The sequence below is a fragment of the Nocardia sp. NPDC127579 genome (genome assembly GCF_042672005.1).
Taxonomy (GTDB): domain Bacteria; phylum Actinomycetota; class Actinomycetes; order Mycobacteriales; family Mycobacteriaceae; genus Nocardia.
On sequence record NZ_JBHXVZ010000001.1, the window covers coordinates 1,112,430 to 1,127,529 of the forward strand.

At 67.8% G+C, this 15,100-nt stretch carries 15 protein-coding genes; 5 read left to right on the forward strand and 10 right to left on the reverse strand.

All coding sequences use genetic code 11. The features are described 5' to 3' along the window. From ACFVMC_RS04650 to ACFVMC_RS04670, 5 genes are all read right to left on the reverse strand, one after another. Positions 1-909 carry an aminotransferase class IV gene (locus ACFVMC_RS04650; protein WP_379206838.1) on the reverse strand — a complete coding sequence of 303 codons (909 nt, stop codon included), beginning with the start codon at positions 907-909 and terminating at the stop codon, positions 1-3. Between the two features lie 226 nt (positions 910-1,135). Further along, entirely contained in the window at positions 1,136-2,170 is a 1,035-nt protein-coding gene (locus tag ACFVMC_RS04655; protein WP_379206840.1) for an aspartate-semialdehyde dehydrogenase, read from the reverse strand. A gap of 3 nt (positions 2,171-2,173) precedes the next feature. After that, a complete protein-coding gene (locus ACFVMC_RS04660; RefSeq protein ID WP_379206841.1) occupies positions 2,174-3,439 on the reverse strand; it encodes an aspartate kinase in 1,266 nt (421 codons plus the stop codon). Between the two features lie 125 nt (positions 3,440-3,564). Beyond that, positions 3,565-4,152, reverse strand: a complete 588-nt coding sequence (locus ACFVMC_RS04665) for a dihydrofolate reductase family protein (RefSeq protein ID WP_379206843.1) — start codon at positions 4,150-4,152, stop codon at positions 3,565-3,567. Positions 4,153-4,181: 29 nt separating this feature from the next. Beyond that, complete coding sequence (locus tag ACFVMC_RS04670; RefSeq protein WP_379206844.1) at positions 4,182-4,754, reverse strand: dihydrofolate reductase family protein; 573 nt, start codon at positions 4,752-4,754, stop codon at positions 4,182-4,184. Positions 4,755-4,828: 74 nt separating this feature from the next. Between ACFVMC_RS04670 and ACFVMC_RS04675 the strand changes: the two genes are divergently transcribed. From ACFVMC_RS04675 to ACFVMC_RS04690, 4 genes are all read left to right on the forward strand, one after another. Continuing rightward, on the forward strand, positions 4,829-5,401 hold the full coding sequence (locus ACFVMC_RS04675) for a TetR/AcrR family transcriptional regulator (protein WP_379206846.1): 573 nt from the start codon (positions 4,829-4,831) through the stop codon (positions 5,399-5,401). 50 nt (positions 5,402-5,451) lie between these two features. Further along, entirely contained in the window at positions 5,452-5,640 is a 189-nt protein-coding gene (locus ACFVMC_RS04680; RefSeq protein ID WP_379206848.1) for a DUF1918 domain-containing protein, read from the forward strand. 249 nt (positions 5,641-5,889) lie between these two features. Further along, complete coding sequence (locus ACFVMC_RS04685; RefSeq protein WP_379206850.1) at positions 5,890-6,372, forward strand: hypothetical protein; 483 nt, start codon at positions 5,890-5,892, stop codon at positions 6,370-6,372. 81 nt (positions 6,373-6,453) lie between these two features. Then, entirely contained in the window at positions 6,454-7,665 is a 1,212-nt protein-coding gene (locus ACFVMC_RS04690; RefSeq protein WP_379206851.1) for a low temperature requirement protein A, read from the forward strand. 1 nt (position 7,666) lies between these two features. Here the strand turns inward: ACFVMC_RS04690 and ACFVMC_RS04695 are convergent, their stop codons facing one another. The 5 genes from ACFVMC_RS04695 to ACFVMC_RS04715 all read right to left on the reverse strand — a co-directional run bounded on the left by ACFVMC_RS04695 (position 7,667) and on the right by ACFVMC_RS04715 (position 12,971). Next, complete coding sequence (locus ACFVMC_RS04695) at positions 7,667-8,473, reverse strand: ion transporter (protein WP_379206853.1); 807 nt, start codon at positions 8,471-8,473, stop codon at positions 7,667-7,669. A gap of 64 nt (positions 8,474-8,537) precedes the next feature. Beyond that, entirely contained in the window at positions 8,538-10,184 is a 1,647-nt protein-coding gene (locus tag ACFVMC_RS04700) for a GMC oxidoreductase (RefSeq protein ID WP_379206855.1), read from the reverse strand. Between the two features lie 78 nt (positions 10,185-10,262). Beyond that, on the reverse strand, positions 10,263-11,933 hold the full coding sequence (locus ACFVMC_RS04705; RefSeq protein ID WP_379206856.1) for an alpha/beta hydrolase: 1,671 nt from the start codon (positions 11,931-11,933) through the stop codon (positions 10,263-10,265). 77 nt (positions 11,934-12,010) lie between these two features. Then, positions 12,011-12,190 carry a DUF1272 domain-containing protein gene (locus ACFVMC_RS04710; RefSeq protein WP_379206858.1) on the reverse strand — a complete coding sequence of 60 codons (180 nt, stop codon included), beginning with the start codon at positions 12,188-12,190 and terminating at the stop codon, positions 12,011-12,013. Positions 12,191-12,203: 13 nt separating this feature from the next. Then, a complete protein-coding gene (locus ACFVMC_RS04715) occupies positions 12,204-12,971 on the reverse strand; it encodes a sulfite exporter TauE/SafE family protein (protein WP_379206860.1) in 768 nt (255 codons plus the stop codon). A 262-nt stretch (positions 12,972-13,233) separates the two neighbouring features. On the opposite strand from ACFVMC_RS04715, the gene leuA reads away from it, so the two are divergent. Then, a complete protein-coding gene (leuA, locus tag ACFVMC_RS04720) occupies positions 13,234-15,033 on the forward strand; it encodes a 2-isopropylmalate synthase (protein WP_379206861.1) in 1,800 nt (599 codons plus the stop codon). Positions 15,034-15,100 lie beyond the last annotated feature (67 nt).

Sequence of the window (15,100 nt, forward strand, 5' to 3'; positions counted from 1 at the left end):
CTACAGCGGGGTCACCCAGCCGTGCACCTGGTCGGTGCGCAGCGCCGCGGCATGGCGTTTGCGCAGCGACTGGGTGATCGGGCCGGCGGCATCGGCGATGACGCGGCCGTCGACCTCGAATACCGGGGCGCATCCGGCGGAGGTACCGGTGACGAAGACCTCGTCGGCGATGTAGAGCTCGGTCAGGTCGACGGTGCGCTCCTGGACGGGGATTCCGTCCTCGGCGGCCAGGGTGAGAATGCTGCGGCGATTGATGCCGTCGAGGATGTCGCAGGAGACATCCGGCGTGATCAGGGTGCCGCCACGAACCAGGAAGAGATTGGCCGCCGATAGTTCGCAGACATGACCGTTGCCGTCGAGGAAGACGCAGTCGTCGTACCCGCTGTCGATGGCGTCCTGCTTGGCCAGCACCGAATTCACGTACGCGCCGTTGACCTTGGCGCGCGAGGGAATCGCATTGTCCGGAATACGCCGCCACGGGCTGGACTTCAACCGCATGCCGTCCTGCGGGACGATCGGCGTGGCCGGATAGACGAACATGCTGACCTGGATGTCACAGCCGCGCACCCGGGTGCCCGGAATCGACTGCACCACGTGCACCGTGGCGCGGACGAACACATCCTCGGCGGGCGCGTTTGCGGCGACCAATTCCATTGCCGCCGTACGAAATCGCTCGTAGTCCCACTCCTGAGCGAAGCGATCGATGCCGATGATCCGGCAGGACTCGACCATCCGGCGGAAGTGGTCCGGCAGGCGGAACGCGGTGCGTTCGGCGCCCGCCACGAACACCGGAAAGACCGTGTAGACGCTGAGCCCGTACAGCACCGCCGACGAGGCCACGCTGACGTGGGCCGCCGCAGCGGGCACGAGTCGATCACCGAGATACACCTGGGGGTAGGGATCAGCCATCGCCGCAATCTACCAGCCGCGGTGACGGCGAACCGCCGCGTTGCCGCTCCACCAGTTTCGATCGGTGAGCAACGGACCTGCCGCGTTCAACGACGACTCCAATTCCCTGCGGGCTTGTTCGCAGGCCCGCCGACCCCGCTCTTCTCGCTCCAAATCCTGAACCATGAGTCCATGATTCGGCCGCGGGCCCGCCGCCGTCCACCGATTTTCCGGCGGAGTGGACCGCTCAGCGCTGGCTGAGCAGCACCTCCGCGATCTGAATCGTGTTGAGCGCGGCGCCCTTTCGCAGGTTGTCGCCCGAGATGAACAGGGCCAGGCCGCGACCGTCCGGAACGCCGGGATCCTGGCGGATACGACCGACCAGGGACTCGTCGATACCGGCGGCCTGGAGCGGCGTGGGCACATCGACGAGCTTGACGCCGGGGGCATTCGCGAGAATCTGCTGCGCGCGCTCGACCGACAGCGGGTCGGCGAACTCGGCATTGATCGACAGCGAGTGACCGGTGAAGACCGGGACACGGACACAGGTGCCGCTGACCAGCAGTTCGGGCAGGCCGAGAATCTTGCGGCTCTCGTTGCGCAGCTTCTGATCCTCGTCGGTCTCGCCGGAGTCGTCGTCGACCAGCGAACCGGCCAGCGGGATCACGTCGAACGCGATCGGCGCGACGTATTTGTTCGGCGCCGGGAAGCGCACGGCGCTGCCGTCGTGCACCAGCTTCTCGGCGTCGTCGACCACGGCGCGCACCTGCGAGGCGAGTTCTTCCACACCGGCGAGGCCGCTACCGGACACCGCCTGGTAGCTGGAGACGATCAGGCGCTGCAGGCCCGCTGCCTCGTGCAGCGGCTTGAGCACCGGCATGGCGGCCATGGTGGTGCAGTTCGGGTTGGCGATGATGCCCTTGACCAGGTTGCGGGTGGCCTCCGGGTTGACCTCGGACACCACCAGCGGCACGTCGGGATCCTTGCGCCAGGCCGAGGAGTTGTCGATGACGGTGACGCCGGCCGCGGCGAAGCGGGGCGCCTGCACCCGGGACATGGTGGCGCCGGCGGAGAACAGCGCGATGTCCAGGCCGGTGGGATCGGCGGTCTCGGTGTCCTCGACGACGATGTCCTGACCGCGGAACGGCAGCGTCTTACCGGCCGAGCGCGCGGAGGCGAAGAACCGCACCTCGTCGGCCGGGAAGTTGCGCTCCTCCAGCAGTTTCCGCATGACGGCGCCGACCTGTCCGGTCGCGCCCACGACGCCTACGCGAATTCCCATGACCTATCGCCCCGTTCCCGCGTGCACCACGGCGACCTCGTCGCCGCCCAGATCGAAGGCCTTGTGCAGCACCTGCACGGCCTCGTCGAGTTCGGTGTCCTTGACCAGCACCGAGATGCGGATCTCGGAGGTGGAGATGAGGTCGATATTGATCCCGGCCTCGGCCAGCGCCTCACAGAACTTGGCGGTGACGCCCGGGTGGCTCTTCATGCCCGCGCCGACCAGGGACACCTTGCCGATGTGGTCGTCGAAGATGATCTGGGAGAAGCCGATCTCGTCCTGCTGCTTGGTGAGTTTCTCCACCGCGCGGGAGAGTTCGGCCTTGGGCAGGGTGAAGGTGATATCGGTCTTGCCGGTCTCGACCTTGGAGATGTTCTGCAGGACCATGTCGATATTGATCTCGGCGTCGGCGACGGCACGGAACACCTTGGCGGCGTAACCCGGGACATCCGGCAGACCGACCACGGTCACCTTGGCCTCGCTGCGGTCGTGCGCGACGCCGGTGAGAATCGCTTGCTCCAAGGGGATGTCCTCCATCGATCCGTAAACGTAGGTGCCCTGCTTGTCGGTGTAGGACGAGCGCACATGCACGGGCACGTTGTAGCGGCGCGCGTACTCGACGCAGCGCAGCATCAGGACTTTCGAGCCGCAGGCGGCCATCTCCAGCATCTCCTCGTAGGAGACCTGCTCGAGGCGCTGGGCGTCGGAGACGATGCGCGGGTCGGCCGTGAAGACGCCGTCCACGTCGGTGTAGATCTCGCAGACATCGGCTTCCAGCGCCGCGGCGAGCGCGACGGCGGTGGTGTCGGAGCCGCCGCGGCCGAGCGTGGTGACGTCCTTGGTGTCCTGGCTGACGCCCTGGAAGCCCGCGACGAGCACGATCGTGCCCTCGTTCAGGGCTTCGCGCAGGCGGCCCGGGGTGACGTCGATGATCTTCGCGTTGCCGTGCGCGCCGGTGGTGATCACACCCGCCTGCGAGCCGGTGAACGAGCGCGCTTCGGCGCCGAGCGAGTGGATGGCCATGGCGACAAGCGCATTGGAGATGCGCTCACCGGCGGTGAGCAGCATGTCCATTTCGCGCTGGGGTGGCGTGACCGCCACCTGCTGGGCCAGATCGAGGAGTTCGTCGGTGGTGTCACCCATCGCCGAGCAGACGACCACCACGTCGTGGCCCTGCTTCTTCGTCTCCACGATCCGTTCAGCGACGCGCCGGATACGCTCGGCGGTAGCCACCGAGGATCCTCCGTACTTCTGAACCACGAGAGCCACGAGCAGGTCCTCCAAGATCGACTAACAGCTGGTAACAGCCACCAAGGGTACCGGCCGGGGTGCACCGGATCTCCCGCTACCTCCCCTGCCTGTGGAAATCGGCACATTCACACATACTTCGGCTATTACTGGGAATCGGCTCGATGGAACCAGCTGACCTGGGTGCCGTTCTCGAATTCCTGTCGCCGGTCGAGCGCGAACTGGGTCGGGTTGAAGACACCGGTGAATGCGCGGGTGCCCTCGCCCACGACGCACGGATAGGTCTTGATGACCAAGCCGTCGATCTCGTCGATCAGCTGCCCGGCGAATGTGCCGCCACCCGCGAGCCAGATGTCCTTGCCTTCCTCTTTCTTCAGCCGGCGCACCAGTCCGACCGGGTCGCCGCCGACCAGTTCGACGCCGGGCGCGTCGATGCTGTCCAGGCTGCTGGACACGATGTACTGGGTCCGCATGTGCGGGTACGGGCTGGCGATGCCGACGGCCAGCGCCGGATCGTAGGTGCCGCGGCCCATGACCAGCGTGTCGAAGTGCGCGGGCGCGGTGCCGGGCTCGATTCCGAAATGCGGCCACACGTGGGCGGGCAGGGTTTCGGGGTAGGCGCTCGCGAGCCAGGCCCAGAAGTCGTCGCCGCCCTGGAAGGGGGCGATGTCGTCGTTCGGGCCGGCGATGTAGCCGTCGAGGGACATGCCGACGAAGTAGATGAGCTTTCGCATGGGTGATCCTGCTTTCGTGGTGGGAGCGCTCAGGCGCGAGTGAACCAGGTGACCAGGGTGCCGCTGCCGTATTCCTTACGGCGGGCGGGCGTGAAGAGCGTGGGCGCGAATCCGTCGGTGCACATGGAGATTCCGCCACCCGCCAGCACCGGATAGCTCTTGACGATCATCTCGTCGATTTCGCCGACGAGTTGCGCGGCGAGATTGCCGCCCCCGCAGAGATAGATGTCGAGACCGTCCTGCTGCTTGAGCCGCCGCACCAGCCCGACCGGATCACCGGCGACCAGCTCGACGTTCGGATCGTCGAGGCGCAGCGTGCTGGATAGCACGTACTGCCGCATATGGGCATACGGGCTGGTGACGCCCTCCGATAGCGCGGCATCCCAGGTGCCGCGCCCGGAGACGACGGTGTCGCAGTGCCGGTTCGGTTCGTCCACCGCCATCCCCACGTGGTGGCGCAGGTGGCTGGGGACGAACTCGGGATAGTCGGCATTGAGGTCGGCCATCTGCTCGCCATCGTGGGGATAGAAGTCGAATTCGCCGTTCGGCCCGGCGATGTACCCATCGATCGACACGGCGATGTAGTAGATCAGCTTTCGCATCGGTTGACCGCCCAATCTGTTGTACTCTGTCTGTAGTGATTTGAAATGTAGTACTACGGATGGAGTGGTGTCAAGTGCGGACCAACCCGGAACGACGGCAAGCCCTGGTCGACGCGGCCATCGAGGTGCTGGCCGGCGAAGGCGCGCGCGGATTGACCTTCCGCGCGGTGGACAAGGCCGCCGGTGTGCCCGCCGGCACGGCCTCCAACTACTTCGCCAATCGCGACGATCTGTTCACGCAGGTCGGCGCGCGCTTCTACGAGCGGCTGCAACCCAGCGAGGCGACCATGTCCCAGCTGACCGACGGCCCCAAGACCCGGGAGAACATCGTCGCCCTGATGCGGGAGGTGGTCGGCCGGATCGAGGCGTTCCGCACCGGCTATCTGGCCCTGCTGGAACTGCGCCTGGAAGCCACCCGGCGACCGGAACTGCGCAAGGTGCTGACCGAGCGGGTGCGCGCCGACATCGACTTCAACGTGCGCAATCACCTCGACTCCGGCATGCCCGGTGACAAGGAATCGGTCGAACTGCTCTACCTGGCCCTGAACTGGCTGATCGTGGATCGGCTCACGCTGCCCGAGGTATTCACCGAGGAACAGAGCCAGGCCCTGATCGAGGCTGCCGTGAATCGGGTCGTCCCGGAGTGAAAGCCCGCAATCGGCTGCGACAGCGTGGTGCCCGCTCGGATAATCGAGTGATGATTGCGAACGTCGGAGACCGGCTGCATGTGCACGGCAACGTCGTCGGACAGGGCGATCGGCAGGGCGAGATCATCGAGGTGCGCGGGCCGGAGGGCGCGCCGCCGTACGTGGTGCGCTTCAGCGACGGCCACGAATCGCTCGTCTTCCCCGGCCCGGACGCCGTCATCGAACCTGCGAGCGACTGACCTCCCCGAGAACTGAGCGTTAGCGACGGCGACCGCGCGGTTGCGCGATCGTCCACGCATCGATCGTCGCGGAGCTCCGTTCGAGGGCGCTGGTCCCGGAGAACCGGGGCTCACGCCGGGGCCTGCACCCGAGCTCCCCCGGTTTTGCCCCCGGATTGCGGGGTGATCTAGAAGAGACTGCTTGGTTGACGTGCGGTGAACGCCTGTGCACAATCGGCCGAGTTGGTTTGTGGGGGGTGTGAGGTTGGCATGCGCACGAAAATTGATATTCACTTCACCGTCGATGCGACGCCGGCGCAGGTGTTCGAAGCGCTGGCAGCCACCGAGATGCTGCCCGAATGGTCCGCCTATCAAGACGCCCGGGTCGCGACGCGGGACGCGAACAACCGCCCGACCAAGATCTACGTGACCGCCGATGTGCACGGCAGCCCCGACCTCCAGGTCCTCGAATGGCACTGGACCGCGGACCGGGTCACCTGGCAGGTCATCGACAGCTCACGCGGTATCCGCGGCGGCGGCTGGTACGAGGTCGCCGAGAGCCAGGACGAGACCCAGGTCTGGTACCACGCGGAACTCCAGACCAAGATCCCGCTACCCGGTCTGCTGCTGAAACGAACCCAGCAGCGCTGGCACGAGACCATCGTGGAGAACTTCATCGAGTTCGTCGAGAGCCTGCACGAGACCCCGAGCTACGACGACTACCTGGATCCGGCATACACCGACCAGGTCTGACCATGACGCCGTAAGCGAAATCGCCCGAGCCGCACCACTTCCGGGACGCGCGGCGCGCGCCGGGGTGCGACGATGGGCGCCATGATCGGTAGCAAGCGTCCCCGATTCCAGCCGATGGTCGAGGGCAGCTCGGTGACCCAGCTGGAACTGTTCTTCGATCTGGTGCTCGTCTTCGCCTTCACCATGGTCACCGCCATCGCCGCCACGCCGACCAGCGCCCAGAACATTCTGCGGTCGCTGCTGGTGCTGGCGGTCATGTGGTGGGCCTGGATCGCCTACTCGTGGCTGGCCAACACGGTCCGCGCGGACGAGGGAATCACCCGGGTGGCCATGTTCGTGGCCATGGGCGGTGCGTTCATCGCCGCGCTCACCATCCCGGAGGCCTTCCAGGACGCGCCCGGCGGCTGGTCCGGCCCGCTCGTCTTCGCCCTGGCCTACCTGGTGGTCCGGCTGGTGCACCTCGGCGTGTATCTCATGGGCACCGGCGACGATCCGGCGCTGCGCGCCCAGGTCGGCAAGTGGGGAATCGGGTCGATCGGCATCGGCACCACCCTGCTGATCATCGCGGCGATGACGCACGGCACCGTGCAGATCGGCCTCTGGATCGCCGCCATCGCCGGTGACATGCTGTGGACGATGGTCGCCGGATTGCAGTGGCGGGTGCGCTCGCCGCGGCACTTCTCCGAACGGTACGGGCTGATCATCATCGTGGCGCTGGGCGAATCCATCGTCTCGATCGGCATCGGGGTGAGCGGGCAGCCGATCTCGTGGCCGATCACCGTGGGATCGCTGCTCGGGCTCGCGGTGTCCGGTCTGCTGTGGTGGAGCTACTTCGATGTCGCGGCGCTCTCGGCCGAGCACGCGCTCGCCCGGGCCACCGGCGAACGACAGGTCCGGATCGCCCGCGACGGCTACACCTACTGGCACTTCCCCATGATCGTCGGCATCATCGGACTCTCGCTCGGGCTGAAGAAGGTACTGAGCTATGTCAGCGACGCGACACACCACTCCCTCACCGACGCCCTGTACGGGATTCCGCTGTACGCGCTGTACGGCGGCGTGGTGCTGTATCTGACCGGCCTGGTCGGCTTCAAATACGCGGCGACCGGGCGGATCACGCGTTCGCACCTGGTGGCGGTGGTCGTGCTGCTGGCCCTCGTCGCGCCCGCGACGGCGCTACCCGCCCTCGCCGCGCTCGCGGTGCTGTGCGCGGTGCTGATCGCCCTGGTCGGCTGGGACACCGTGCGCGACGCGCGTGGGCGCGAGCAGATCCGGCACGCGCACGGTTCGTGAATCACTCGTTGCGCAGCAGCCGCAACTTGTGCGCGACCGTGTGCTCCATCGCCGTCGGGCCGTAGGCGGAGGGCTCGACCCGCACACCGTCGTGTACGGCCTGCCGGATCTGGTCGACGTTCTCCCGGATCGCGTCGGAGACCAGTTCGTCGGTGCGCGGATCGGCGAGCACGCCGAACAGGATCCGGAACACCGTGTCGGCGATCAGCCGCAGGATCTCGTCGTGGAACGGGATGTAGCGGACCTTGCCCGCCTGGGGATCGCTCTTGATCAATTCGACGATCATGGCGTCCATCTCGGTGCGGTTCTCCTCCAGCGCCGCCGCGATATTGCGGGTGTAATGGCCGGTGCGCAACACGTGGGCGACCTCGTCCATCACCGCGATGGTCATCGGACGCCTGGTCAATTCGATGATGGTGGGCAGGAACCGGTTCACCACCGCCGCCACGATGCGTTCGGTGAAGGCGCGATCCGCGGCCCGCACCAGCCGTGCCAGGACGACCAGCACCCGCAGCAACCGGAACCCGCGCAGCCACGGGCTGGTCACCGGGATCAGGCCGAGCACGTCGTACCAGTAGCGGAACGGGAACGTCCAGCGCCAGCCCGCGCGGGCCCACCGCCGGACGAACTCGACCGCGAACACCGCGCAGATCGCGTAATCGACGAAAACGACCGTGCGGCGGGTGTTCTCGTCCACCGACCCCACCGTGATCCACACCAGCAGCGCCACCGACACCACGGCCAGCGCCAGCATCAGAATCTCGGCCCACAGCGGCGATGGCTTACGCGGGTACACGACACGGGCCACAGCACAGTCCCTTCGACGCCGAACGGTCTCGCCGAGATTAATCGGCCGGGGCGCTGCGCGCCGGTTACTTGCCCGAGCGGATGATCGCCTCGATATTGCGCTCGGCCAGCGCGGCGATGGTCAGCGACGGGTTCACGGTGCCGGTGCTGCCCGGAATCGCGGCGCCGTCGAGCACATACAGCCCCGGATGACCGTGCACCCGGCCGTATCCGTCGGTGGCCAGGCCCAGGACCGCGCCGCCGAGTGGATGGGCGGTGAACAGCGCGTTGGCGTCGTAGCCGAGCGCGCCGTATTCGACTACGGCCCCGGCCTGCTCGGCGATGCGATGATCCACCGCACGGGCCACCCCGACGATCTCGTCGCGGTTGCGAGCCGACCAGCTCAGGCCGACCGAGTCCGTGGCCCGGTGGTAGCCGAAGCGGGTACGGGCCGAATCGAGCACCATGCCGAGCGAGGCGAGCGCGCCGGTCTCGAACGGGATTCCCGGGATATACCAGTTCTCCAAGGTGAGCGGCAGACCCGACTCGTCGAAGATGCGGCTGGCGCTGGGCACACCCTGACCGAGCCCCGCCAGCTGGCTGGCGCCGCGGGCCAGCACGACATCGCCGTTGGTGCCCCAGCCGGCGCCGACATGCTCGTTGAGGTTGGGCAGTGTGCCGGTGGCCTGCGCGCGGACCAGCAGTTCGGAGGTGCCGACCGAGCCCGCGCCGAGGAAGAGCTGATCGCAGGTCAGGGTGCGGGTGGCCAGCACATCGCCGGTGGGCGCCAGCTTGGTGACGGTGACGACGAACCGCCCCGAACCCTCCTGCGCGATGGCGTCGACGCGATGTCCGGGATACACCGTCGACCGGCCGGTCTCCTGGGCGTAGCGCAGATAGTTCTGGTTCAGATCGAACTTGGCGCCGTTCGAGTTGCCGAGATTGCTGCGCGCGGCCGTCGCGGATGGCCGGGCGGCTCCGGACAGTTCGGCGCGCAGCACATCCCAGTTGAAGATGGAGTCGTTGGCCACCGGCTGAAAGCCCGCCTTGCGGACCTGATCGTCCCAGGCGCGCGAGTGCGAGAACGGGCCGGAGTTGTAGATGTCGGCGGGAATCGGACTCAGCCGCAACATCTCTCGGACCCGCGGGTAGTAGACGCGGTCGAGTTCGCCGTAGTCGACCACCCCGCCGAAGACGTGATCGAAGAAGCGCCGCTGGGGGGCGACCATGGCGCCGGTGAAGATCACCGAGCCGCCGCCGACCGCGGCGGCACGCCACACATCGATGCCGGGGTAGCTGGTGCAGTCCAGGACGCCGCCGAATTTGGTGAACGTCATCGGCACCTTGGTGACACCGGTGAAGCTGGTGCGATGCCAGAATCCGCGGCCGTCGGGCAGGTCGTCGCCGGTGAAGATCTCCCGCCACGGGTCGTTGGGCCAGCGTGAACCGCGCTCCAGCACGGTGTTCGCGATTCCGGCCTGGGCCAGGCGCAGCGCCGTGACCGCGGCGCCGAACCCGGAGCCGATCACGATGGCGGTGGTGTGCTCCGGCGGATCCGCCAGTGGCGCGAAGATCTCGGGCACCCACTGCCGGAACTGGCCGGGCCCGGAAGGATTGGCGGCCTGCGCGATACCCGCGCCCGGCACCTGCCCGGCCGCACCGAGTACAGCGGCGACCCCCGCCGCCTTGAACAGCGCACGTCTACGCACCCAGGCCACCTCCTCATCACGCATGGCCGAGCGCAGATTACCCGGAAGTCAGGGCCCGCCCCAACCGCTCGAGCCGCCAATTTCGGGAAGCTCGAGCGGAGTTCAATCGATGAAGGGCCGGGTGTCCAGGGTGCAGGTGGCGCCGGGGGCGGGCAGTTGCAGGTCGACGAGGTAGCGCTCGCGCAACCGGCTGACGCAGGCGCCGCCGGTCTCGTGGCCGTAGCCGTCGGTGACCACGACCAGACGCGCGTTCACCATGGCCTGCTGCGCGCCCCGGGCGAAGGTCAGCGGGGTGACCGGGTCGTAGCGATTGTTGATCAGGAGCGCGGGCTTGTCCGAACTCAGGGTCCAGGGACCGGTGTAGCGCTGCGGATAGCCGTCGCCCGGGGCGGGCCAGGTCGCGCAGGGTTGCCGCTGGTACAGCCAGAACGGGCCGTATGCCGTTGCGGCGCCGGTGAATTCGCGAGCGATCGTGGGCCACTGCTCGGGCTGGCGCAGCTGGCTGTTGTCCGCGCAGATGATGGCGGTGTAGGAGTCGAGGAAGTCCAGGCCGACGCCGCCCGCGGCCAGGATGGTCTGCACCGTTTCCGAATTTCCGGCGGGGCCGCGTTCCAGTTCGGTGAGCAGCCGGGCCAGCGCGGGCCAGCCTTCCTCGACGTCGTAGAGCAGCAGCGCGCGGGCCTGCATGACCTCGGTGTGACTCACCTGGATCGCGCGCTCGCGCTCCCCGACCGTGATCGGGCCCTGCCGCAGTGCCGTCATGAGCGCGGTATCTCGCTCCCGCAGCGCCTTCGTCACCTCGGGCGCCGCGCGGGTGGTGGTCGGATAGGGCGTGGTGGTCGGAGTGCCGGCGGTCTCGCCCGGTGCCGCGCCCTGCCCTCGGCGTTCCTCGGCCCGTTCCGGGCCACCTGCGAACGCGCACCGCGACCGGCCCGCCTCGGCGCACAGTCGCAGGAATTCGTCGAACACCTCCTCGGTGCCGATCGCGGTCTCGGTGACCTCCCTGCGCGTGTCCTCGGTGTAGATATCCGGGTCGAGCATGGAGCCGAGCAGCAGTGCGCGCACCCGGTCGCCGAACAGCGCGCCGTACACCTGGCCCAGGTAGCTCGCGTAGGAGCCGCCCTCGTAGGAGATCTTGTCCTCGCCGAGCGCCCGGCGCAGCAGGTCCAGGTCGCGGGCGGCGTCCACCGTAGTCAGGTGCGGCAGCAGATCGGCGCTGTGCGCCGCGCAGCCCGCCGCCAGTTCGCGGCTGCCCCGCTCGGTCGCCGCCGCCTGCTCCGGATTCACCGGCGGGATCGTCGCGCTCTCCCAGAACCGTTGCTGCGCACGGGAATCGGCGAAGCAGCGGACCTGTCCGCTGCGGCCGATCCCGCGCTGATCGAAGGTCACCACATCGAAGCGGCGGCTGATCTCACCGGCGAACAGCGGGCCCTTGGCGGCCCAGTCCAAGCCCGAGCCGCCCGGCCCGCCGACCGCCGCGAACAGCGTGCCGATCCGGCGATCCGGATCGGAGGCGGGCTGCCGCAGCACCGCCAGATCCAGTGTCGGGCCGTGCGGCTGGGTGTAGTCGCGCGGCACTTTCGCGACCGCGCACTGGAATCCGCTCAGATCGGTGTCGGCGCACGGGGCCCAGGTCAGCTCGGGGGTGGGAGCGGCATCGGCCAGGGCCGCCAGCTCGCCCGCCGCCGACTTCCCGGCGGGCAGACCGCAGCCGCTCAGCACGGACAACGCGAGGGCGAGCACCCCCACCAGCACCAGCTTGCTCGCACGCATACCGATCATGGTGTGCCCCACCGCCCTTCGACGTCGTCATCCTTAATGACGAAATCCTCCCCAACCCACCCTGAAACCTAGCGCGCCACGCGCCGAGGGCGACGCACCAGTTCCCCGCCGCAGTTCGGGCAGACCCGCTGCATGGCTGCCGCGCACTCGTCACAGAACGTGCACTCGTAGCTACAGATCCAGGCCACCCCGCCCGCGTCGACGCCGGTCGTGCAGCGCTCACAGTCCGAGCGCATCTCGAGTGCCATGGAAACTCCTCCTTCAGGACATCAGCAGCCGGACCACGGCGATCACGCCGACCACCACGATGACGCCACGCAGCAGGTTCGGCGACATCCGGCGTCCGACCGTCGCGCCGAGCTGGCCGCCGATGATCGAGCCGACCGCGATCAGCGCCGCCACCCGCCAGTCGACCGTGGCGATCACGATGAAGATCACCGCGGAGACCGCGTTCACGATCAGGCCGAGCACATTCTTCACGCCGTTGAGCCGCTGGATGTCCTCGTGCACGAATACACCCAGCAAACCCATCAGCAGCACACCCTGCGCGGCGCCGAAGTAGCCGCCGTAAACGCCCGCCGCGTAGATACCGGCCAGCAGGATCGGGCCGCCGTGCGCGGGCGGTGCGATGTTGTTGACCTCCCGGCGCTGCTTCACCCAGCGGGCCAGCCGCGGCTGCACCACCACCAGGATCAGCGCCGCGATGATCAGCACCGGGACGATCGCCTTGAAGGCATCGGCGGGCAACTTCAGCAGCAGCACCGCGCCGGTGATACCGCCGAGCAGCGAGGCCGAACCCAGTTTCAGCAGCCGGGCGCGCTGACCGGCCAGTTCTTTGCGATAGCCGACCACACCGCTGATACCGCCCGGTACCAGGCCGATGGTGTTGGACACATTCGCGGTCACCGGCGGCAACCCGAAGGCGAGCAGCACCGGGAAGGTGATCAGGGTGCCCGAACCCACGATGGTGTTGATGCAGCCCGCGGCGATTCCGGCGCCGAAGACGGCGAGCATTTCCAGCAGAGTCATCTCGTTTCCTCACGTCCCGTCGGGGCGCTTCCCCCGTACAAGCGTTCGTTTCGTGAGCGACGCTATCGTTTTGCCGGATTCGGGGCAGCAACGGGACCGCGCTTTCGGCGTCGCATGCCGCACGGTAAACTCACGGTCATCATGCAGCGGACGCTTCTTCTCGACCGCCGCGACGGGGTCTGATCAGACCGGCTCCCCGTCGCGGGGTTTTGCCGCGTCGGTCGACCCCAAAACGGGATCCACCACACCCTGGAGAAATCGCATGTCTTCCGCTGACGCTTTCATATCGGGCGCCTCGCGCACCATCACCGCGCCGTCCAAGCCCGCCCCCGCCGACCAGCCGGCCTGGAACACCCAGAAGAACTCGTCGATGCCGTCCTTCCGGTACCGGCCGTTCGCCGAGGAAGTCGAGCCCATCACGCTGCCCGACCGCACCTGGCCGGACAAGATCATCGATCGCGCGCCCGCCTGGTGCGCGGTCGACCTGCGCGACGGCAACCAGGCCCTGATCGACCCGATGAGCCCGGCACGCAAGCGCCGCATGTTCGATCTGCTGGTCCGGATGGGCTACAAGGAGATCGAGGTCGGCTTCCCCGCGGCCAGCCAGACCGATTTCGACTTCGTCCGCGAGATCATCGAGGACGGCGCCATCCCCGCCGACGTCACCATCCAGGTGCTGACCCAGTGCCGCGCCGAACTGATCGAGCGCACCTTCGAGGCCTGCGCGGGTGCGCCGAAGGTGATCGTGCACTTCTACAACTCCACCTCGATCCTGCAGCGCAAGGTGGTCTTCCGGGCCGACCGCGCCGCCGTCAAGAAGATCGCCACCGACGCCGCGACGCTGTGCCTGGAGATCGAGCAGCGCTACCCGGACACCGACTGGCGCTACGAGTACAGCCCCGAGTCCTACACCGGCACCGAACTGGAATACGCCAAGGACGTCTGCGACGCGGTCACCGAGATCATCGCGCCCACCCCGGCCAAGCCGATGATCATCAACCTGCCCGCCACCGTCGAGATGGCCACCCCGAACGTCTACGCCGACTCGATCGAGTGGATGAGCCGCAACCTGGCCCGCCGCGAGTCCATCGTGCTGTCGCTGCATCCGCACAACGACCGCGGCACCGCCGTCGCCGCCGCCGAACTGGGCTACCAGGCCGGCGCGGACCGGATCGAAGGCTGCCTGTTCGGCAACGGTGAGCGCACCGGCAATGTCTGCCTGGTCACCCTGGGCATGAACCTGTTCTCCCGCGGCGTCGACCCGCAGATCAACTTCTCCGATATCGACGAGATCCGCCGCACCGTCGAATACTGCAACCAGCTGCCGGTGCACGAGCGCCACCCCTACGGCGGCGACCTGGTCTACACCGCGTTCTCCGGTTCGCACCAGGACGCCATCAACAAGGGCCTGGATGCCATGAAAGCCGCTGCGGACGCGGCGGATTCGGATGTCGACGACATCACCTGGGAGGTGCCGTACCTGCCGATCGACCCGAAGGACGTGGGCCGCACCTACGAGGCCGTCATCCGGGTCAACTCGCAGTCCGGCAAGGGCGGCGTCGCCTACATCATGAAGACCGACCACGGGCTGGTGCTGCCGCGGCGACTGCAGATCGAGTTCTCGCAGGCGATCCAGCAGATCACCGACGGCGAGGGCGGCGAGGTCACGCCCAAGGAGATGTGGGATGTCTTCTCCGAGGAGTACCTGTCACCGATCCAGCCGCTGGAGCGGATCCGGCAGAAGGTCACCGCGTCCGAGACCGACGGCGGCGTGGACTCGATCGCCGCGGTCGTGAAGGTCGACGGTGTCGAGCAGGAGGTCACCGGCAACGGCAACGGCCCGCTCGCCGCGTTCGTCGACGCGATCGCCGCGGTGGGCTTCGAGGTGCGGGTGCTGGACTACTCCGAGCACGCCATGTCCGCGGGTGACGACGCGCAGGCCGCGGCGTACGTGGAGTGCGCGATCGGCGACAAGGTGGTGTGGGGTGTCGGCATCGCCACCTCGATCACCACCGCCTCGCTGCGCGCGGTGGTCTCCGCGGTCAACCGCGCCGCGTCTTAAGCGACGGTTAAGGCCCGGACACCCAGGGTGTCCGGGCCTTTTTGCACCTGCATATACCACTGTCCGC

Coding starts and splice junctions, on each gene's coding strand:
- ACFVMC_RS04685 (WP_379206850.1), top strand. CDS start 5,890: ATGCGCACGAAAATTGATATTCACTTCACCGTCGATGCGACGCCGGCG.
- ACFVMC_RS04680 (WP_379206848.1), top strand. CDS start 5,452: ATGATTGCGAACGTCGGAGACCGGCTGCATGTGCACGGCAACGTCGTC.
- ACFVMC_RS04705 (WP_379206856.1), bottom strand. CDS start 11,933: ATGCGTGCGAGCAAGCTGGTGCTGGTGGGGGTGCTCGCCCTCGCGTTG.
- ACFVMC_RS04715 (WP_379206860.1), bottom strand. CDS start 12,971: ATGACTCTGCTGGAAATGCTCGCCGTCTTCGGCGCCGGAATCGCCGCG.
- ACFVMC_RS04670 (WP_379206844.1), bottom strand. CDS start 4,754: ATGCGAAAGCTGATCTACTACATCGCCGTGTCGATCGATGGGTACATC.
- ACFVMC_RS04700 (WP_379206855.1), bottom strand. CDS start 10,184: ATGCGTGATGAGGAGGTGGCCTGGGTGCGTAGACGTGCGCTGTTCAAG.
- ACFVMC_RS04690 (WP_379206851.1), top strand. CDS start 6,454: ATGATCGGTAGCAAGCGTCCCCGATTCCAGCCGATGGTCGAGGGCAGC.
- ACFVMC_RS04665 (WP_379206843.1), bottom strand. CDS start 4,152: ATGCGAAAGCTCATCTACTTCGTCGGCATGTCCCTCGACGGCTACATC.
- ACFVMC_RS04710 (WP_379206858.1), bottom strand. CDS start 12,190: ATGGCACTCGAGATGCGCTCGGACTGTGAGCGCTGCACGACCGGCGTC.
- ACFVMC_RS04655 (WP_379206840.1), bottom strand. CDS start 2,170: ATGGGAATTCGCGTAGGCGTCGTGGGCGCGACCGGACAGGTCGGCGCC.
- leuA (WP_379206861.1), top strand. CDS start 13,234: ATGTCTTCCGCTGACGCTTTCATATCGGGCGCCTCGCGCACCATCACC.
- ACFVMC_RS04650 (WP_379206838.1), bottom strand. CDS start 909: ATGGCTGATCCCTACCCCCAGGTGTATCTCGGTGATCGACTCGTGCCC.